Genomic DNA, 19,157 nt, shown 5'->3' with positions numbered 1-19,157 from the left:
CCCGCTCCTGCAAGCCGGCGTCCGGGAAGTCAGCGCAGCTTCTGCGCCGCCTCCGTCGCCCAGTAGGTGAGGATGTTGCGCGCCCCGGCCCGCTTGATGCCGGTCAGCGTCTCGAAGATCGCCCGGTCGCGGTCGAGCCAGCCCTTCTCGGCGGCGGCCTCGACCATCGAGTACTCGCCGGAGATCTGGTAGGCGACGACGGGCACGTCCACGGCGTCGGCGACGCGGGCGAGGACGTCGAGGTAGGGTCCGGCCGGCTTGACCATCACCATGTCGGCCCCCTCCTCCAGATCCAGCGCGAGCTCCCGCATCGACTCCCGCAGATTCGCCGGATCCTGCTGATACGTCTTCCGGTCCCCCTTCAGCGAGGACCCGACGGCCTCCCGGAAGGGCCCGTAGAACGCGGACGAGTACTTGGCGGTATAGGCGAGGATCGAAACATCCTCCCGCCCGATCTGATCAAGGGCGTCCCGGACGACCCCGATCTGCCCGTCCATCATCCCGCTGGGCCCGACGACATGAGCCCCCGCGTCGGCCTGCACCTGGGCCATCTCGGCATACCGCTCCAGGGTGGCGTCATTATCGACGCGCCCTTCGGAATCGAGCACCCCGCAATGCCCGTGATCGGTCGTCTCATCGAGACACAGATCGGACATGACGAGCAGGTCGTCCCCGACCTCGGCCCGCACGTCCCGGATGGCGACCTGGAGAATCCCGTCCGGGTCCGTCCCCGGCGTCCCGAGCGCGTCCTTCTTCGACTCCTCCGGCACCCCGAAGAGCATGATCCCGGAGACCCCGGCCTCGACGGCCTCCAGCGCGGCCTTCTTCAGACTGTCGCGCGTGTGCTGCACAACCCCGGGCATGGCCTGGATCGGCACCGGCTCACTCACACCCTCCCGCACGAACGCGGGCAGGATGAAGTCGGCCGGATGCAACCGGGTCTCCGCGACCATGCGCCGCATGACGGGGGTGGTCCGCAGCCGCCGAGGACGCGAACCGGGAAAGGATCCGTACATCGTCATGCCACCTACGCTACGCCCGCCCCAACCCCACCTTTGCCGACGCGATGTCGACCCACCAGCACCTGAAAACACGGCCGAGACCTCTCAGCCCACCGATGCCTTGTAGACGAGGCCACGTACCTTCAGCCCCGTCCCCCCGGTGCCTTGTAAGCGAGGTCCGGACACTCCAGCCCGCCCCGGTGCCTTGTAAGCGAGGTCCGGACACTCCAGCCCGCCCCGGTGCCTTGCAAGCGAGGGCCCCGACACTCCAGCCCGTCCGGCGATTGAGGACGAGGCCCCTTCAGGGCCGAAGCGGGGGTGTGGGGGCGCAGCCCCCACGGACGCGCACCCCCACCGGACGCACGCACCCCACGGGCACCCGCACCCCCACTCACCTCGCCTCAGGTAGCCCGCCGCCGCCGAGCCCCCGGCCGCCGCTCACTGGGCCGGCTGACCTGGTCGCCGGCCTCCTGCGCAGCAGCCCGCCTCTTCAACCCGAAGTCGGCCAGCGCTTCCACCAGCTTGTGCACGGACGGCTCCGGAGCCATCACGTCCACCCGCAGCCCATGCTCCTCAGCGGTCTTGGCGGTAGCCGGACCGATGCACGCGATGACCGTCACGTTGTGCGGCTTCCCGGCGATACCCACCAGGTTCCGCACCGTGGACGACGACGTGAACAGCACGGCGTCGAACCCACCCCCCTTGATCGCCTCCCGCGTCTCCGCGGGCGGCGGCGAGGCCCGCACGGTCCGGTAGGCGGTGACGTCGTCGACCTCCCAGCCCAGCTCGATGAGCCCGGCGACAAGCGTCTCCGTGGCGATGTCCGCGCGCGGCAGGAACACCCGGTCGATCGGGTCGAAGACCGGGTCGTAGGGCGGCCAGTCATCCAGCAGCCCGGCAGCCGACTGCTCGCCGCTGGGCACGAGATCCGGCTTCACACCGAAGGCGACCAGCGCCTTGGCGGTCTGCTCACCCACCGCGGCGACCTTGATCCCGGCGAAGGCACGAGCGTCGAGCCCGTACTCCTCGAACTTCTCCCGCACAGCCTTGACGGCATTGACGCTCGTGAAGGCGATCCACTCGTACCGCCCGGTGACGAGCCCCTTGACCGCCCGCTCCATCTGCTGAGGCGTCCGCGGCGGCTCGACGGCGATCGTCGGCACCTCGTGCGGCACGGCCCCGTACGACCGCAACTGGTCGGAGAGCGACACCGCCTGCTCCTTCGTACGCGGCACGAGCACCTTCCAGCCGAACAGCGGCTTGGACTCGAACCACGCCAACTGCTCACGCTGAGCAGGGGCGGAACGCTCACCGACCACGACTATCACCGGCCGGCCGCCCTCGGGCGAGGGCAGCGCCTTCGCCTGCTTCAGCGTCTGCGCGATGGTCCCGAGGGTCGCGCTCCACGTCCGCTGACGGGTCGTCGTACCGGCCACCGTCACCGTCATCGGCGTATCGGGCTTACGCCCCGCCGACACCAGCTCCCCGGCGGCCGAAGCCACCGAGTCGAGGGTCGTCGACACGACGACGGTCCCGTCCGACGCGCCGACCTCGCTCCAGCAACGGTCCGAAGCCGTCCGCGCGTCCACGAACCGGACGTCCGCGCCCTGCGCGTCCCGCAGCGGCACACCGGCGTACGCCGGCACGCCGACGACGGCCGCGACACCGGGCACGACCTCGAAGGGAACACCGGCCGCGGCGCACGCGAGCATTTCCTCCGCCGCGTACGTATCGAGCCCGGGGTCCCCGGACACCGCACGGACGACCCGCCTGCCGCCCCGCGCGGCCTCCATGACAAGATGTGCGGCATCGCGCACAGCGGGTACCGCAGCGGTTGTTGACGTGCCGTCAACAACCATCGAAAGAGGCGCGCCCGTGCCGGGAAGAGGGTCCGACGAAGGACCCGCTTCCGCGTGCACGACGGCGACGCCGGGCCTCGCGTGCGCCCGTACGACGTCGAGCACCTCGTGCTCGGCGACGAGGACGTCCGCCTGCGCCAGCGCCTCGACGGCGCGCAGAGTAAGTAGTCCCGGATCCCCGGGTCCGGCACCCAGAAAGGTGACGTGCCCGTGTTGAGGACCAGCGGCTGGAAGAGTGGTGGGGCTCACTGTGCTCGCTCCCCCATCAGACCGGCCGCGCCCTGGGCAAGCATCTCGGCGGCGAGTCCGCGACCGAGCATCATTGCCTGGTCGTGCGTCTCGGGCACGGGACCGGTGGTGGACAGCTGCACCATCCGGGAGCCGTCGGTCGTGCCGACGACGCCCCGCAGGCGCATTTCCTTGACAATCTGCCCGTCGGCCAGCAGGTCGGCCAGCGCCCCGACAGGGGCACTGCAACCGGCCTCCAGGGCGGCGAGCAGTGACCGTTCGGCGGTCACGGCGACCCGTGTGAACGGGTCGTCGAGCTCGCCGAGCGTCGCGATGAGGTCCGCGTGGTCCGCGGCACACTCGATCGCCAGTGCTCCCTGGCCGGGAGCGGGCAAAACCGTGTCTATCGACAGGAAGTCGGTGACCTCGTCGAGGCGGCCGATGCGGCTCAGGCCGGCCGCGGCCAGCACCACCGCGTCCAGCTCGCCGTCGCGCACGTATCCGAGCCGCGTGTCGACGTTCCCGCGGATCGGCACCGTCTCGATGTCGAGTCCGTGGGCGCGGGCGTACGCGTTGAGCTGCGCCATGCGGCGCGGCGAACCGGTGCCGATGCGCGCCCCGCGCGGCAGGTCGGTGAACTTCAGCGCGTCCCGGGCGACGAGCGCGTCGCGGGGGTCCTCGCGCACCGGTACGGCGGCCAGGACCAGGTTCTCGGGCTGCGTGGTCGGCAGGTCCTTCAGCGAGTGAACCGCGAAGTCGACCTCGCCCTTGGTCAGCGCGTCCCGCAGCGCGGTGACGAAGACACCCGTGCCGCCGATCTGCGCGAGATGCTCGCGGGAGACGTCGCCGTAGGTGGTGATCTCGACGAGCTCGACGGGCCGCCCGGTCACCCGGCCCACGGCGTCCGCGACCAGCCGGGACTGGGCCAGGGCGAGTCTGCTCCGCCTCGTCCCCAGTCTCAGTGCCTTCGTACTCATGCCGCTCATGCCGGCCCTCGGTTCTCTGCGTTCATCTCGGTGCTTTCCTCGGCCCGGGACACGGCGGCCACCGTCTCCGGGTCGAGGTCGAACAGGGTCCGCAGCGCGTCCGCGTACCCGGCGCCGCCGGGCTCGGCCGCGAGCTGCTTGACCCGTACGGTCGGCGCGTGCAGCAGCTTGTCGACGACCCGCTTCACGGTCTGGGTGATCTCGGCGCGGTGCTTGTCGTCCAGTCCGGGCAGCCGCCCGTCGAGCCGGGCGATCTCGCCGGCCACGACGTCGGCGGCCATCGCGCGCAGCGCGACCACGGTCGGCGTGATGTGCGCGGCCCGCTGTGCCGCGCCGAACGCGGCGACCTCGTCGGCGACGATCCGCCGCACCTGGTCGACGTCGGCCGCCATCGGAGCGTCCGCCGAAGCCTCGGCGAGCGACTCGATGTCCACCAGCCGTACCCCGGCCAGCCGGTGCGCGGCCGCGTCGACGTCCCGCGGCATCGCCAGGTCGAGCAGGAAGAGCACGGGCTCGGGCCGTACGAGCATGGCGACCGGCTCGGGCCTGCGGCGCTCGGGGATCCGCCCGACGGTGGCGGCGGTCGCGGCGAGGGCGCTGATCAGCTCGGCGTCGGCCTCCGGACGGCGAGCGGCCGCCCGCCGGTCCACGGTCGCGTTGTCCACCCAGGCGGCGTGCTGCTCCAGCGTCGCCGCGTCCATCCCGGCGACGGCGGCCTCCCCGAGCACGGAGAATCCGGCCTGCGGCACGGGGGCCTGCTGTACGGCGGCCAGGTCCAGCGGACAGTTCTCGTCGGCCCCGACGGAGGTGGCCGGCAGCGGCCGTACGTCCGCGCCGGTCGTCGTCTGCTCGTCGTCGGCGGCGTCGAAGGCGGCGGGTGTTCCGGTGCGGCCCTCGACCGCCTCCGCGATCGCCTCCGCCGTCAGGACCAGGCCCGTCGCACCGGTGCAGGAGACGACGACGTCGGCACGTGTCAGCTCGGCCGGCACCGATTCCATCGGTACCGCGCGGGCCGGCACGTCCGTGCCGTCGGCCTCGGCGAGTATCTGGGCGAGCCGCGCGGCCCGGTCGAGGGTGCGGTTGGCGACGACGACCTCGCCGACCCCGGCGCGCGCGAGGGTGGCGGCGGCCAGCGACGACATGGAACCGGCGCCGATGACGAGGGCCCGCTTGCCGCGCGCCCAGTCCCGCACCTCCCCGCCCGCGGCGAGCTGCTCCAGGCCGAAGGTGACCAGGGACTGCCCGGCGCGGTCGATGCCGGTCTCGGAGTGGGCGCGCTTGCCGACCCTGAGGGCCTGCTGGAACAGGTCGTTCAGCAGCCGTCCGGCGGTGTGCAGCTCCTGCGCGCGGGCCAGCGCGTCCTTGATCTGCCCGAGGATCTGCCCCTCGCCGACGACCATGGAGTCCAGGCCGCAGGCCACCGAGAAGAAGTGGTGGACGGCGCGGTCCTCGTAGTGCACGTAGAGATAAGGAGTGAGCTCCTCCAGGCCGACCCCGCTGTGCTGGGCGAGCAGCGTGGACAGCTCGGCGACGCCCGCGTGGAACTTGTCCACGTCGGCGTACAGCTCGATGCGGTTGCAGGTGGCGAGGACGGCGGCCTCGGCGGCCGGGTCGGCGGCGACCGTGTCCTGGAGCAGCTTGAGCTGGGCGTCCGCAGACAGCGAGGCCCGCTCCAGCACGCTCACGGGGGCGCTGCGGTGGCTCAGTCCGACGACGAGGAGACTCATGCCGGCATCACGGCGGGTACGTCCCCGTCGGGTCCCTGCTCGGTGGTGTCCTTGTGGCTGACGGGGGCGGCGGGTACGGCGTTGTCGTGCGCCGCGGCCTCCTCGCCGGCCTTGCGCTGCTCGTGGAAGGCGAGGATCTGCAGCTCGATGGAGAGGTCGACCTTGCGCACGTCCACGCCGTCCGGGACGGTCAGCACGGTCGGCGCGAAGTTCAGGATGGAGGTGACGCCGGCGGCCACGAGCCGGTCGCAGACCTGCTGGGCGACGCCCGGCGGGGTGGTGATCACGCCGATGGAGACACCGTTGTCGGAGATGATCTTCTCCAGGCCGTCGCTGTGCTGCACGCCGATCCCGGCGACCTGCTTCCCCGCCATCGCCAGATCGGCGTCGATGAGCGCCGCGACCCGGAAACCGCGCGAGGCGAACCCGCCGTAATTGGCCAGCGCCGCGCCGAGGTTGCCGATACCGACGATCACAACCGGCCAGTCCTGGGTGAGCCCCAGCTCACGGGAGATCTGGTAGACGAGATACTCGACGTCGTAGCCGACACCCCGGGTTCCGTAAGAACCCAGGTAAGAGAAGTCCTTGCGCAGCTTCGCGGAGTTGACGCCCGCGGCAGCGGCGAGTTCCTCGGAGGAGACCGTGGGGACCGAGCGCTCCGACAGTCCGGTCAGCGCGCGGAGGTACAGCGGAAGGCGGGCGACGGTGGCCTCGGGAATCCCTCGGCTACGGGTCGCCGGTCGGTGAGTTCGGCCAGTTGCCACGGTGCTCCTGCGGGTAGAGCGGGGCTGCAGGCGGTCACACGTACCCAGACCGCCCCGTCGACAGCAGGCTATGTCTTTGTGAACGCGTGCACAAAGATGGTGTCCGATTTGCCCGGCCAACGTGACCGGGGTCACGCACATCATTCCAGGGGGCAAAACCGCCACTCTCCTCGTGAATCCCGCCCCCGAGACAAAACCGCCATCGATCCTAAGCGACGTTCCCTCCTACCCGGCCAACTCCTTACGAAGGCGGCCCTCGTCCACCCGCCAGAAGGTGTGCTGCCTGCCGTCCACGAGCACGACGGGGATCTGCTCCCAGTACTGGTCGTACAGTTCCCGGTCCTCGGTGATGTCCTTGCGCTCCCAGGGCACGCCGAGTTCCCCGCAGACCTTTTCGATCACGCTTTCCGCGTCGTCGCACAGATGACAACCCGACTTGCGGATGAGGGTGACCACCCGTTCGCCCGGGGCTGCCTTACGTCGAAAGAGGGGACTCATGTCGGCCATTCTCCCGCTCTTTAACCGAGCGGTCGCGGAGAGTTCACACCCTTCGAACCTCTCGGCTCCGGAACCACCGAACGGACTGGCTATGCTCACGCCATGGCCGCTCTAGGATGGCTCACTCCCCGTAGGCGCGCCGCCACGGCGCGGAGCGTGTTGGCAGGCGAGGCCTCGGCGGAGGCAGCCCGCAAGTCCACCCAGGAAGCCCTGGACTCCCCGGAGACCCTGGACTCCCCGGACGCCTCCGACCGGGAACCGCAGTTCCCGGTGCACGGCGACGCGCTGGCCGCCGCCTTCTTCGACCTCGACAACACCGTGATGCAGGGCGCGGCCCTCTTCCACTTCGGCCGCGGTCTGTACAAACGGAAGTTCTTCGAGACCCGCGACCTGGCCCGCTTCGCCTGGCAGCAGGCGTGGTTCCGGCTGGCCGGCGTCGAGGACCCCGAGCACATGCAGGAGGCCCGCGACTCGGCCCTGTCCATCGTGCAGGGCCACCGCGTCTCCGAGCTGATGTCGATCGGCGAGGAGATCTACGACGAGTACATGGCCGAGCGCATCTGGCCGGGCACCCGGGCCCTCGCCCAGGCCCACCTGGACGCGGGCCAGAAGGTGTGGCTCGTCACCGCCGCCCCGGTGGAGATCGCCCAGGTGATCGCCCGCCGCCTCGGCCTCACCGGCGCGCTGGGCACCGTCGCCGAGTCGGTCGACGGCGTCTACACGGGCAAGCTGGTCGGCGAGCCCCTGCACGGCCCCGCGAAGGCGGAGGCGGTGCGCGCGCTGGCCGCGGCCGAGGACCTGGACCTCTCCCGCTGCGCCGCCTACAGCGACTCCCACAACGACATCCCGATGCTCTCCCTCGTCGGCCACCCCTACGCCATCAACCCCGACGCCAAACTCCGCAAACACGCCCGGGGCCTCGACTGGCGGCTGCGCGACTACCGCACGGGCCGCAAGGCGGCGAAGGTCGGCATCCCGGCGGCGGCCGGCGTGGGAGCGGTGGCGGGCGGCACGGCGGCGGCGATCGCCCTGCACCGGCGACGGCGGTAACAGCACACCAGCGCCAAGCACCCACCCACCAGACACCCGCACCAAAAGACGGTCGTACCCCCTGGGGCGGCCGTCTATTCGCGTTGTCCGCGCACAGCCACAACCCGCCCCAGACCATCGCGAAACTCGGTCGTTTCCGATCAACAATCGCTCACTCCACGCGACTTGATCGGGCATCAATCAACCACAGAAGCGACGTAATCGAAGTTTTGAGCAACTCGGTGTAGCAGTGCCTGCACGAAGCGTTATTCTCCTCAAACGCAATCCGGTACCCCTCCTGTCGCTACGACGGGTGAAAGGTTCCGCACTGCACGTGATGGAAGCTCTGCCTCTGGGAGTCCCGTGTACCCACACGTCGGGGTTGACACCTCGGGCCTGGCTACGCTGCGCGCAACGGTCCAGGACCTGTTGCGCGGCTTCGTCCCCACCGCGTACGCCGTCCCCGCCTTCGCCGCCGCCGCACCCGTCGGCCCGTGCTACGCACTGGCCGACGGCACCGCCGCCGTCGGCAGACGAGGACGCGCGGCCGGTGCGGCCGGTGCAAGCGGCGCGGCCACCGCCCGTCGGCCGGCCGCCGACAGCGACAGCGCCCGCATGATGGACCTCGTCGAACGCGCCCAGGCCGGCGAAGCCGAGGCCTTCGGGCGCCTGTACGACCAGTACAGCGACACCGTCTACCGCTATATCTACTACCGGGTGGGCGGCAAGGCGACAGCCGAGGACCTCACCAGCGAGACGTTCCTGCGCGCCCTGCGCCGCATCGGGACGTTCACCTGGCAGGGCCGCGACTTCGGCGCCTGGCTCGTCACCATCGCCCGCAACCTGGTCGCCGACCACTTCAAGTCGAGCCGTTTCCGGCTGGAAGTGACCACCGGCGAAATGCTCGACGCCAACGAGGTCGCGCGCTCACCGGAGGACTCCGTCCTGGAGTCCCTCTCCAACGCCGCGCTCCTGGACGCCGTGCGCCGGCTCAACCCGCAGCAGCAGGAGTGCGTGACGCTCCGGTTCCTGCAGGGCCTGTCCGTCGCCGAGACGGCGCGCGTGATGGGCAAGAACGAGGGCGCGATCAAGACCCTTCAGTACCGGGCCGTCCGCACCCTCGCCCGGCTCCTGCCGGAAGACGCCCGCTGACGGACCGCCGACCGGACCGCCGACCGGCCCCGCCCGGGGGCTACGGTCGGCGATCCTCAACTCACCTTCAGTGAAAGTCCGTTGCCTTCCAGATCCGATCATCCGCCGTCCGTAACCCAAGTGCCGCGCCAGTCGTTGTGCGGGATACAGGCTCCCTGTGGTCACGTCCTGTCCGACCCCGATCACTCGATCGTGTGGATCCGGTCCAGGGCGTGCAACCCTCAGAACCCCCGGGGAGTCGACCGTGATGACGAGAGGAGGTGCCGCCAGTGATCGCGAACGTATCGGCGCACCGGCGGGCGAACGCCTTCGCCCAGGTCTTGGAGGAGCAGTCCGACTGTTCCGCCCAGGACACGGCGGCCGAGCAGACCGAAGGATCACCGCCGGCACCGGCCGCTGCGGACCAGACCGGACAGGGCCATCTCCTGGCCCTCGCCACGAGTCTCGCCGAGCTGCCCAAGCCGGAATTCGATCCCGAGGTCAAGGTCGTCCAGCGGGCCCAGTTGGTCGCCGCCATGGAGGCCATGCTGCAGGCGGGCACCGCGGGAGGCGAGGCGTTCGACCCATCGGTGCCGGAGCAACGCTCCCACCGTGCGAAAGGCACGCACCGAGCCAGTCCCTTGGGCAAGTTGCGCCCGCGTTCCCGCCTCGCGAAGGGGCTCACCGCGGGCGGCCTCAGCGTCGGCGTCGCGGCGGGCGCCTTCGGCGGCGTCGCGGCCGCGAGCTCCGACGCCCTTCCCGGTGACGGGCTCTACGGGCTGAAGCGCGGCATCGAGGACTTCAAGCTCAACCACCTGGCCGACGGCGACGACGAGCGGGGGCGCACGTACCTCGACCAGGCCTCCACCCGGCTGAGCGAGGCCCGCCGGCTCATGGAACGGGGCCGCAGCGGCGACCTCGACCACGAGTCCCTCGGCGAGATCCGCCGCGCCCTGAACGGCATGCAGTACGACGCGACGGAGGGCCACCGGCTCCTCCACGAGGCGTTCGAGCGCGACCCGAACTCCCTGGGCCCCATCCAGGCGCTCGACGCGTTCTCCCGCTCGCACCGCGAGGTCTGGGGCGCCCTGCGCGACCGTCTGCCGGTCCAGCTCGGGGACGTCAGTCAGCAGGTCTCGTCGGTCTTCGAAGCCATAGACGAAGAGGTCGCCCCGCTGCAGTCCCTGCTCCCACCGCCCCCCGCCCAGGGCGGCGGCGGCACCCGCCAGGGCTCCGGCTCGGCGTCCACCGGCACCGGCCGCACGACCACCCCGGACACCGGCACCGGCTCCGCCAAGGCCCCGTCCGACGGTACCGGCAGCGACACCGGCAGCCCGAGCAGGTCGGCCACCTCCGGCACCGGCGACGACGGCCTCCTGGGCGGCAACACCGGCGGCCTCCTGGACCCCCCGAAGGACACCGGCAGCAGCACCGCCCCGACCCCCGTCACCCCGAGCACCCGACCCGACGTCACCCTCCCCCCGCTCCTCCCCGGCCTGCTCCCAGGCCTGGGCATCGACAGCGAGGACACGGAGTAGTCCCGTCCACTACGACGGTGGGGCGCCCCTCTCAGGAGGGGCGCCCCACCGTCGTAGCGCGGGAGAACGGGTGGCGGACCGCTAGAAGAACACCGACCGCCGCTGCACCAGCAGCTTGTAGAGGGTGTGCTGGATCTGTTCCCTGACCTGGTCCGTCAGGTTGAACATCAGCATGGGGTCCTCGGCCGCCTCCGGCGGGTAGCCGTCCGTCGGGATCGGCTCGCCGAACTGGATCGTCCACTTCGTCGGCAGCGGGACGGCGCCCAGCGGGCCCAGCCACGGGAAGGTCGGCGTCAGGGGGAAGTACGGGATGCCCAGGACGCGGGCCAGGGTCTTGGCGTTGCCGATCATCGGGTAGATCTCCTCCGCCCCGACGATCGAGCACGGGATGATCGGGACGCCCTGCCGCAGGGCCGTGGAGACGAAGCCGCCCCGGCCGAACCGCTGGAGCTTGTAGCGCTCGCCGAAGGGCTTCCCGATGCCCTTGAAGCCCTCCGGCATCACCCCGACGACCTCGCCCTGCCCGAGGAGCCGTTCGGCGTCCTCCGCGCAGGCGAGGGTGTGCCCGAGCTTGCGGGCCAGCTCGTTGACGACCGGGAGCACGAAGACGAGGTCGGCGGCCAGGAGACGCAGGTGCCGGTCCGCCGGGTGGTGGTCGTGGACGGCGACCTGCATCATCAGGCCGTCCAACGGCAGCGTCCCGGAGTGGTTGGCGACGATCAGTGCGCCCCCCTCGGCCGGGATGTTCTCGATGCCCTTCACCTCGACCCGGAAGTACTTGTCGTACACCGGCCGCAGCAGGGACATGAGGACCTGGTCGGTCAGCTCCTCGTCGTAGCCGAAGTCGTCGACCTCGTAGTCGCCCGTGAGACGCCGGCGCAGGAAGGACAGCCCGCCCGCGATCCGCCGCTCCAGGCCGCCCCCGTCCGCGCCCTCGCGCGCCCGTTCCTCACCCGTCACAGGAACATCATCCCGCCCCATCGCCCTGGTGGGCAGGGGCTGGACCTCACCGACCTCGCCGATCTCCCGGACCGGCGCGGGCTCGCCGTTCTTGCGCCGGCTCCCCACGCCCCGGCGCCGCGGCGGCCGCGGCACGGCGCTCCCCCGGGTCCGGTCGTCGTCGAACGGAATGACCTTGGCGTCCGCCATCGTTGATGCGCTCCTCAGTTGGCGCTCGGCGTCGGAGGGTGAGCGGCGGCATGACCGCCACCCGGCAGGGGCAGGGGCAGCGCGGCGACCCGGTCCACGGCCCCGGCGACGGCCTCGGGCGGCAGCAGCCCGGGTCCGTGGCTGCGCGCGAAGTCCGCGAAGGTCTCGGCCGTCGTGTACCGCGGCGTGAACCCCAGCGTCTCCCGCATCTGGACCGTCGACACGACCCGGCCGTGCGTGAGCAGCCGGATCTGCTCCGGCGAGAAGTCCGTCATGCCCAGCGTACGCACCAGCGACCCGGCCCAGGTGACGGCCGGCAGCAGCAGCGGCACGGTGGGCCGCCCGAGCCGCCGCGAGCACTGCGACAGCAACAGCACGCCGTCCCCGGCGATGTTGAAGGTGCCGCTGTTGAGCGTGCCCCGCTCCGGTTCGTGCGAGGCGATCCGCAGCACGTCGATCACGTCGTCCTCGTGCACGAACTGCAGCCGGGGGTCGTAGCCGAGCACGGTGGGCAGCACGGGCAGCGAGAAGTACGAGGCGAGCGGCGTCTCGGCGGTCGGCCCCAGGATGTTCGCGAACCGCAGCACGCACACCGCGACATCGGGCCGCCGCCGGGCGAACCCGCGCACATACCCCTCGACCTCGACGGCGTCCTTCGCGAAGCCGCCGCTGGGCAGCGACTTGGCCGGGGTCGTCTCGGTGAACACGGCGGGGTCGCGGGAGGCGGACCCGTACACGTTCGTACTGGACTTCACGACCAGCCGCTTCACACTCGGCGACTTCTGACAGGCACCCAGCAACTGCATGGTGCCGATGACGTTGGTCTCCTTGACCGTGGTCCGGCTGCCGCTGCCCAGCGCGGTCGCCGTCACGTCGAGGTGGACGACCGTGTCGGCGCCGGTCTCGGCGAGCACCCGCGCGATCGCGGGCTGCCGGATGTCGGCCTGGATGAAGTCGGCGCCCCCGAGATGGTGCTCGGGCCGTACGGCGTCCACGGCGACCACCCGGTCGACCCGCGGGTCACGCTGGATCCGCCGTACGAAGCGGCCCCCCAACTGACGGGCCACTCCGGTAACAAGCACGACCTTCCCCAAGATCAGCGCCTTCCTTCCGTCCTGGAACCGCCCGGATCCGCTGGATCCCCCGGAATCGCTCGGCCACCCTGCCGTGTACCCCGTTCCCGTCTGCGGGCCAACTTAGCGGGTCGATGTTGCGCTGTGATGACCGCCCGCAGCGCGAGGTGACGACAACCTGCGGTCATACGACCAGATCAGCCATGGTGTCAGTCCATACATACGCACGGCGTTCAGCCGACCGCACGACACCCGGAGATGCGTGTGGCCCCCCACCGATAACACGGTGGGGGGCCACACGACGCCTACGCGGCTCGCGTCGCGAAGAAGTAAGTACGTTCGCTTACTTCTTGTTGCGACGCTGAACGCGCGTGCGCTTGAGCAGCTTGCGGTGCTTCTTCTTGGCCATCCGCTTGCGCCGCTTCTTGATAACAGAGCCCACGACTACCCTCGCTCACTTCTCATCACTCGGCGTTGGGCGCCATGGGCCCATACGACCTACAAGGGGCCAGCCTACCCGTCCGAGCGCTGAGGTCGTAATCGAGGCGGATCGGGGGGATCCGGAAGAGCCCTTAGGATCCCCCCGGCCCACTGCCGTCAGGCGGTTTCCACCCCCACATAGCTCTCGCGGAGGTATTCGTGAACCGCTTGCTCGGGGACGCGGAAGGACCGCCCCACCCGGATCGCGGGCAGATGACCGCTGTGCACCAGTCGGTACACGGTCATCTTCGACACTCGCATCACCGAGGCGACTTCCGCCACGGTAAGGAACTGAACCTCGTTCAGAGGCCTCTCGCCAGCTGCAGCCATGACACACCTGAACCTTCCGCACTCGACTCGACGGCCACCGGCTTCCCCTTCCAGTGACTCTTCGTCGTTGCGTGCTCACTCCCCAATGTAGGGGCGGGTGATGCGAGTGGGGAAGAGGTGCACCCATCGCATGCCCATCGCAGGCCTACTGTGACAGACACGCTCGATTGAGTACGTAGCGGGTCAGCGGCCTGTAGTAAGCGGACCGCACGGCGTCATCAAGCGGAACGGCCACGGAGACGACTCCCTCGGCCTCCCCGACGAACAGCGCGGGGTCGTCGGTGTCGGCCAGTCCGATGGCCTCGAACCCCAGTTGACCTGCGCCGCAGACCCACCCGTGGTCCCCGATCACCAGCTCGGGCAGCGGCCCGCCGGCCTCGGCCGCCGCGTCTAGAGCGACCCGAACCGGCAGCGGTGAATGACTGTGCGCACCGGTCGCACAACCGGCGCGTTCAGCGTCGGTCTCCCGGACGACCGCGACTCCTCGTACGTAGTCGAGGTGGTGCGTGCGTAGACCGAACCGGGTCGTTATGTCGATACAGTGACCCTGCGCCGGGGTGAGAACTTCACATCCCGCCGCCGACAAAGCGTCTGCAAGTCCTGTGTAGAACCCCAGCAGCCGATGCGGATGCCCGGTGCCGAGCAGCACGGCAGCACCACGCTGGGCGACCGAGGCGAGCCGATCCGCGAAGGCGTCGAGCGCGGCCACCGTCCGCTCGGGGTCGATCACATCATGCCCGGACACACATCGAGGATCGGCCGAAACCCCACACTTGTCGGCCATCAGCGCGATCAAATCCCGCTGCCCCCAGGACCATTCAGGATCAAGCCCGATCAGCACCCGGGGATCCCGAGCAGCGAAGAGCCGATAACTCCGCAGACTCTCCTCCCGGGACGTAGCCACCACCCCGGCCAACCGCGCAGCAACCAGATGCGCCCGAAGCCCCCCACAACTCAACACGAAAGCGATGCTGACGGACGGGCCGCTGACCTGGGGCAGAAACGGGACCAACACCGCACGGTTGGCGTAAGCGGAGAGTGTTTCCCAGCCCGTCAGGCGGCAGAACTCGAGCGCCGGTCGGTGCTTTCCAGCCTGTCCGGCGGGTGAGTGTTCAGCCCGTCCTACGGCAGGGCTCGATCGCCGGTCGGCGCCTTCCAGCCCGTCCGACGGCAAGCCTCAAGCCCGGTCCGTGCCTTCAGCCCGTTGGGATCCCCCTCTGGGGGAGTTTGAGGACGAGGCCCTTTCGGTGCCGATCCGGGGGTCCCGGGGGCAGAGCCCCCTGGGACGGCCACCCCCACCCACCCGCACCACCCACCCGCACAACCGCCCCACCGCCGGAGGCCTACGGCAACAACCCCCGCAACGGAAACACCGCCCGCCGAGTAGCCAGCACAGCCTGATCCAGCCGATCCGCAGGGTCGTACCCGGACTCCCACCCCACCCACCCCACCGGCCACCGCCCATCAGTCATCCGCACCGGCCCCAACTGCCGAGTACGAGCAAAGACCTCCTGCCGCCACCCCTCCGGGATCACCGTCTCCGGCGCCACCGGCGCCCCCGCCACCACGCCCACCAGATGCGCCCACGACCGCGGAACCACCTCCACCACCGCGTACCCACCCCCACCCAACGCGACCCACTTCCCCCCGGCGTACTCGTGCGCCAGCTCATGACAGGCCACCTGCACGGCCCGCTGCGCATCAAGAGACACCGCGAGATGAGCCAACGGATCCTCGAAGTGCGTATCGGCCCCATGCTGGGTCACCAGCACATCCGGCCGAAAATCAGCGATCAGCTCCGGCACCACGGAGTGAAACGCCCGCAACCACCCCGCGTCCCCGGTCCCCGCCGGCAGAGCGACGTTCACCGCCGACCCCTCCGCCCCCTCCCCACCGGTCTCCTCCGGCCACCCGGTCTGCGGGAACAACGTACGAGGATGCTCGTGCAACGAGATCGTCAGCACCCGCGGGTCATCCCAGAACGCCGCCTGGACCCCGTCCCCGTGATGCACGTCGACGTCCACGTACGCGACCCGCTCGGCCCCCAGCTCCAGCAGCCGGGCGATGGCCAACGAGGCGTCGTTGTAGACGCAGAACCCCGACGCACCCCCTGGCATCGCATGGTGCAGCCCGCCCGCGAAGTTCACCGCGTGCAGTGCCTCACCCCGCCACACGGCCTCCGCGGCCGCCACCGACAGCCCGGCGATGAGCGCGGACACCTCGTGCATCCCCGCGAACGCCGGATCGTCCATCGTCCCCAGCCCGTACGCCTGGTCCGCCGCCTCCGGATCCGCCGACGCCGCCTTCACGGCCTCGACGTAGTCCTCCCGGTGCACGAGCCGCAGGGTCGACTCCCCGGCGGGCTTCGCCGCGACGACGTCCACCTCGCGGTCGAGCCCCAGGGCGTCGACCAGCCTCCGGGTCAGCTCCAGCCGGACCGGATCCATCGGATGCTCGGGCCCGAAGTCATAGCCCGTTACTGCCTCGTCCCACATCAGCTGTGCGCGGCCGCTCATGACCGCCACCGTATCGGTCCGGTTGAGCGGCGAACGACCGGGCGTACACCAACGTCACCAGCACCAACACCATCGGCACCACCATCGCCCCCCGGTAGGTCCAGGCGTCCCCCAGCGCCCCCACCAACGGCGAGCCGATCAAAAACCCGACGTAGTTGAAAATATTGAGACGCGCGATGGCCGCATCCGAAGCCCCGGGGAACAACCGTCCCGCCGCCGCGAACGTCTGCGGCACCAGCACGCACAGCCCCAGCCCCACGAGCGTGAACCCGAGCATCCCCACCCACGCCCCGGGCGCACCCGCCACCACCGCGAACCCGCCGGCCGCCACCAGCGCCCCCACCCGCACCACGGCCGCCGCCCCGAACCGCCGCACCCCGTAGTCCCCGATGGCCCGCCCGATCAGCGTGGTCACCATGTAGACGTTGTACGGGACGGTCGCGAGCTGCTCCGAACTCCCCAGCACGTCCTGCAGATACTTCGCACTCCAGTTGGAGACGGTCGAGTCCCCGATATAGGCGAAGCTCATCACCAGGCACAGCGGCAGCAGCATCTTGAACACGACCCCCGTACCACCGCCGCCTTCCGCCGTGCCGCCCTCCACAGCCCCGGCCTTCTCACCGTCCGAGCCCGCGTCGACATACCACCGGCTCCCCACCAGAGCGGCCGGCAGCAGCACGGCCACCACCGGCAGATACGACACCCACAGCGCGAGATGCCAGTGCGCCCCCACCCACGCCAGCGAGGCCCCCACGATCCCGCCCAGGCTGTACACGGCGTGGAAACTCAGCATGATGCTGCGCCCGTACGCCCGCTGCAGACTCACCCCGAGCATGTTCATCGAGGCGTCCAGCGCCCCCACGGCGAGCCCGAACACCGCCAGCGCGACCCCCAGTTCGGCCATCCCGCGCCCCGCCCCGACCCCGAGCAGCGCCAGCAGCACGACCGGCTGGGACCAGCGCAGCAGCCGGCTGGCCGGTATCCGCTTCACCAACTGCTCGGTCGTCACGCTCCCGACCCCGGCCAGGACGGGCACGGCGGCGAGGAAGACGGGCAGCAGCGCGTCCGACACCCCGTACCTGTTCTGGATAGCCGGGATCCTCGTCACGAGCAGCGCAAAAGCGGCACCCTGCGCAAAGAAACTGAACGCCAAAGAGGCCCTACCGCGCCGCAGCACTTCTGTCATGGCGGCGAGCGTAGGGCCCCTGCGTACTCGTGGGTAGATCCAGCCAAAGATGAATTCCCCTCAACTTTGCCCGAGAGGCCGGAATTACCGGAATTACCGGAGTCACCGAGCGAGAACGACCTCAGGCACCCCGACCCCGCCGACCCCGACCTCGGCCTCGACTCCGCCGTCTTCCCGGGCCCCCACCTCGGAGGCGAGCATCTCCTGCATCGGCCCGGCACCGAGCGCCCCGCCGACCAGGATCCCCAGCCCGATCGCCACGACCATCACCACGGACCCGAGCCACACCATGGTGTCCACCGGCACCGTGTACGCCCCGACGACCCGCAGCACGCACTCGGCGAGCAGCACCACTCCCCACACCAGTGAGAAGGCCCGCTCCCGCCTCCGGAAGTCAGCCGACGCGGCCGCCGCCCCACTCTCCAGCCGCCCCCAGGCAGCTTCCTTGACCGCGTCCCCCTTCACCAGGAACGGCTTGAGCCCGGCCGTCATCATCGGCCTCCCCAGCACCACGGACACCAGGATCCCGATCCCGACCGTACTGCTGACCCCGCTGTCCTTGGCCAGCATCAGCCGCGGATCCCCGGAGACGAAGCTGAGCACCAGCCCGACGACGTTGACGACGAGGATGAGCCCGGCGAGCCCGTTAGCCGTCCGTTCCCTGACCGCACTCCACCCGGTCCGCACGGCCGGCACCAGGCTGCTCCAGGCCAGCGCCGCGAAGGTGCTCATCCCGAACGCGCCCTTGAACAGGTAGTACGACCCGAGCGGCACCGCCACATCCATGAGGAGCGGAGCGAAGGCGTTCTGCTTCCGGTGCTGCTTCGTGTGCTGGTTCGTCGTCATGTCCTCAGCTTCGCCGCCGCAGGGGGTCCCCCAGTAGAAACGAACGTCCAGAGCTACGCATGACAAATGTCAGGCCGACTCCGGGCCGACCGTCAGTTCAGCAGGTCAGCCAACTCCCGCATGCCGGAGAAGAGTTCAGTGGCCCCCGCGAGCCTCGCGGCCGGCGTCATCGCGGTGAACCCGTACACGTCCATCCCGGCCGCCACAGCCGCCTGCACGCCCAGCGGACTGTCCTCGACGACCACACACCGCTCCGGCGCCGCCCCCATCCGCTCGGCCGCGTACAGGAACAGATCCGGTGCCGGCTTCCCCTTGCCCACGTCCTGCGAGCTGAAGATGCGCGCCTCCTCGAACCACCGGACCAGCCCCGTCGTCCGATGCCCCACCCGAATCCGCTCATGACTTCCCGACGACGCCACGCAGTACGGCACCCCGTCCGCGGCCAGCTTCGCTACGACGTCCACGGCTCCCGCCACGGGCTCCAGCTCCCGCTCGAAGGCCGCGAACACCCGCCGGTGAAACGTGTCGTCGAACTCCGCCGGCAACCGCTCCCCGGTGCGCTCCTGGACCAGGTCGTGGATCCGGTGCATCGCGGATCCCATGTAGTCCCGGATCGAGTCCTCGTAGGAGGTGGGATGCCCGAGCTCGGTCAGATAGGCGGCCAGCAGCCGGTTGGAGATCGGCTCACTGTCCACGAGGACACCGTCGTTATCGAAGATCACCAAGTCGTAGCGCATGGCAAAACCCTAAACGACCCAAATAATCGTGAACGCAGAAAACCCCCGCACCATTATTATGGTGCGGGGGTTTCCCGGA

The 19,157-nt window shown here is 70.2% G+C and carries 18 protein-coding genes; 3 read left to right on the top strand and 15 right to left on the bottom strand.

All coding sequences use genetic code 11. The annotated features are described in order from the left end of the window. Window positions 1-29: 29 nt before the first annotated feature. The 6 genes from hemB to OG352_RS25185 all read right to left on the bottom strand — a co-directional run bounded on the left by hemB (window position 30) and on the right by OG352_RS25185 (window position 7,072). The gene (gene hemB / locus OG352_RS25210) at window positions 30-1,022 is read right to left on the bottom strand and encodes a porphobilinogen synthase (RefSeq protein WP_329219969.1); all 993 of its coding nucleotides are present in this window, start codon (window positions 1,020-1,022) and stop codon (window positions 30-32) included. Between the two features lie 380 nt (window positions 1,023-1,402). Next, window positions 1,403-3,109, bottom strand: a complete 1,707-nt coding sequence (locus OG352_RS25205) for a uroporphyrinogen-III synthase (protein WP_329219968.1) — start codon at window positions 3,107-3,109, stop codon at window positions 1,403-1,405. Beyond that, window positions 3,106-4,065, bottom strand: a complete 960-nt coding sequence (hemC, locus tag OG352_RS25200) for a hydroxymethylbilane synthase (RefSeq protein WP_329219966.1) — start codon at window positions 4,063-4,065, stop codon at window positions 3,106-3,108. Before hemC ends, OG352_RS25205 begins: the two co-directional genes overlap by 4 nt. A gap of 5 nt (window positions 4,066-4,070) precedes the next feature. After that, the gene (locus OG352_RS25195; protein WP_329219964.1) at window positions 4,071-5,801 is read right to left on the bottom strand and encodes a glutamyl-tRNA reductase; all 1,731 of its coding nucleotides are present in this window, start codon (window positions 5,799-5,801) and stop codon (window positions 4,071-4,073) included. Further along, window positions 5,798-6,565, bottom strand: a complete 768-nt coding sequence (locus OG352_RS25190) for a redox-sensing transcriptional repressor Rex (RefSeq protein WP_329219963.1) — start codon at window positions 6,563-6,565, stop codon at window positions 5,798-5,800. Before OG352_RS25190 ends, OG352_RS25195 begins: the two co-directional genes overlap by 4 nt. A 225-nt stretch (window positions 6,566-6,790) precedes the next feature. After that, window positions 6,791-7,072, bottom strand: coding sequence for a glutaredoxin family protein (locus OG352_RS25185; protein ID WP_329219961.1), 282 nt, complete (start codon window positions 7,070-7,072; stop codon window positions 6,791-6,793). 93 nt (window positions 7,073-7,165) lie between these two features. Here OG352_RS25185 and OG352_RS25180 point away from each other — a divergent pair, with 93 nt between their 5' ends. The 3 genes from OG352_RS25180 (at window position 7,166) to OG352_RS25170 (ending at window position 10,761) form a co-directional block, all read left to right on the top strand. Next, window positions 7,166-8,113, top strand: coding sequence for an HAD family hydrolase (locus tag OG352_RS25180; protein ID WP_329219960.1), 948 nt, complete (start codon window positions 7,166-7,168; stop codon window positions 8,111-8,113). Window positions 8,114-8,455: 342 nt separating this feature from the next. Then, window positions 8,456-9,244, top strand: a complete 789-nt coding sequence (locus OG352_RS25175; protein WP_329219958.1) for an ECF subfamily RNA polymerase sigma factor, BldN family — start codon at window positions 8,456-8,458, stop codon at window positions 9,242-9,244. A gap of 269 nt (window positions 9,245-9,513) precedes the next feature. Next, window positions 9,514-10,761: a DUF5667 domain-containing protein gene (locus OG352_RS25170; RefSeq protein WP_329219956.1), complete on the top strand. Its 1,248-nt coding sequence runs from the start codon at window positions 9,514-9,516 to the stop codon at window positions 10,759-10,761. An 81-nt stretch (window positions 10,762-10,842) separates the two neighbouring features. On the opposite strand, the gene OG352_RS25165 is transcribed toward OG352_RS25170, so the two are convergent. From OG352_RS25165 to OG352_RS25125, 9 genes are all read right to left on the bottom strand, one after another. Beyond that, window positions 10,843-11,910 carry a lysophospholipid acyltransferase family protein gene (locus OG352_RS25165; RefSeq protein ID WP_329219955.1) on the bottom strand — a complete coding sequence of 356 codons (1,068 nt, stop codon included), beginning with the start codon at window positions 11,908-11,910 and terminating at the stop codon, window positions 10,843-10,845. A 14-nt stretch (window positions 11,911-11,924) separates the two neighbouring features. Next, window positions 11,925-13,004 (bottom strand): NAD-dependent epimerase/dehydratase family protein, encoded by a 1,080-nt coding sequence (locus OG352_RS25160; protein WP_329219953.1) that lies wholly within the window; start codon window positions 13,002-13,004, stop codon window positions 11,925-11,927. Between the two features lie 322 nt (window positions 13,005-13,326). Continuing rightward, on the bottom strand, window positions 13,327-13,425 hold the full coding sequence (locus tag OG352_RS25155) for a 30S ribosomal protein bS22 (protein ID WP_003948845.1): 99 nt from the start codon (window positions 13,423-13,425) through the stop codon (window positions 13,327-13,329). 155 nt (window positions 13,426-13,580) lie between these two features. Then, window positions 13,581-13,793, bottom strand: coding sequence for a helix-turn-helix domain-containing protein (locus OG352_RS25150; RefSeq protein ID WP_004984898.1), 213 nt, complete (start codon window positions 13,791-13,793; stop codon window positions 13,581-13,583). A 145-nt stretch (window positions 13,794-13,938) separates the two neighbouring features. Further along, window positions 13,939-14,754: a phosphatase gene (locus OG352_RS25145; protein ID WP_329223954.1), complete on the bottom strand. Its 816-nt coding sequence runs from the start codon at window positions 14,752-14,754 to the stop codon at window positions 13,939-13,941. A gap of 382 nt (window positions 14,755-15,136) precedes the next feature. Then, window positions 15,137-16,309 carry an acetoin utilization protein AcuC gene (locus OG352_RS25140; protein WP_329219951.1) on the bottom strand — a complete coding sequence of 391 codons (1,173 nt, stop codon included), beginning with the start codon at window positions 16,307-16,309 and terminating at the stop codon, window positions 15,137-15,139. Further along, window positions 16,260-17,495 carry an MFS transporter gene (locus OG352_RS25135; RefSeq protein WP_329219949.1) on the bottom strand — a complete coding sequence of 412 codons (1,236 nt, stop codon included), beginning with the start codon at window positions 17,493-17,495 and terminating at the stop codon, window positions 16,260-16,262. The genes OG352_RS25140 and OG352_RS25135 overlap by 50 nt, the downstream gene beginning before the upstream one ends. 102 nt (window positions 17,496-17,597) lie before the next feature. Next, window positions 17,598-18,341 (bottom strand): VC0807 family protein, encoded by a 744-nt coding sequence (locus tag OG352_RS25130; protein ID WP_329219948.1) that lies wholly within the window; start codon window positions 18,339-18,341, stop codon window positions 17,598-17,600. Between the two features lie 92 nt (window positions 18,342-18,433). After that, window positions 18,434-19,078, bottom strand: coding sequence for an HAD family hydrolase (locus tag OG352_RS25125; protein WP_329219947.1), 645 nt, complete (start codon window positions 19,076-19,078; stop codon window positions 18,434-18,436). Between the last annotated feature and the right edge of the window lie 79 nt (window positions 19,079-19,157).

This window comes from Streptomyces sp. NBC_01485, from assembly GCF_036227125.1.
Classification (GTDB): domain Bacteria; phylum Actinomycetota; class Actinomycetes; order Streptomycetales; family Streptomycetaceae; genus Streptomyces.
Note: the sequence above shows the minus strand (reverse complement) of the source record. Positions and strands in the feature narration are given on the sequence as shown.

What these genes read in the sequence shown, in the direction of transcription:
- hemB (WP_329219969.1), bottom strand. Translation starts at nt 1,022, where the DNA reads ATGACGATGTACGGATCCTTTCCCGGTTCGCGTCCTCGGCGGCTGCGG.
- hemC (WP_329219966.1), bottom strand. Translation starts at nt 4,065, where the DNA reads ATGAGTACGAAGGCACTGAGACTGGGGACGAGGCGGAGCAGACTCGCC.
- OG352_RS25195 (WP_329219964.1), bottom strand. Translation starts at nt 5,801, where the DNA reads ATGAGTCTCCTCGTCGTCGGACTGAGCCACCGCAGCGCCCCCGTGAGC.
- OG352_RS25185 (WP_329219961.1), bottom strand. Translation starts at nt 7,072, where the DNA reads ATGGCCGACATGAGTCCCCTCTTTCGACGTAAGGCAGCCCCGGGCGAA.
- OG352_RS25180 (WP_329219960.1), top strand. Translation starts at nt 7,166, where the DNA reads ATGGCCGCTCTAGGATGGCTCACTCCCCGTAGGCGCGCCGCCACGGCG.
- OG352_RS25165 (WP_329219955.1), bottom strand. Translation starts at nt 11,910, where the DNA reads ATGGCGGACGCCAAGGTCATTCCGTTCGACGACGACCGGACCCGGGGG.
- OG352_RS25150 (WP_004984898.1), bottom strand. Translation starts at nt 13,793, where the DNA reads ATGGCTGCAGCTGGCGAGAGGCCTCTGAACGAGGTTCAGTTCCTTACC.
- OG352_RS25140 (WP_329219951.1), bottom strand. Translation starts at nt 16,309, where the DNA reads ATGAGCGGCCGCGCACAGCTGATGTGGGACGAGGCAGTAACGGGCTAT.
- OG352_RS25135 (WP_329219949.1), bottom strand. Translation starts at nt 17,495, where the DNA reads ATGACAGAAGTGCTGCGGCGCGGTAGGGCCTCTTTGGCGTTCAGTTTC.
- OG352_RS25130 (WP_329219948.1), bottom strand. Translation starts at nt 18,341, where the DNA reads ATGACGACGAACCAGCACACGAAGCAGCACCGGAAGCAGAACGCCTTC.
- OG352_RS25125 (WP_329219947.1), bottom strand. Translation starts at nt 19,078, where the DNA reads ATGCGCTACGACTTGGTGATCTTCGATAACGACGGTGTCCTCGTGGAC.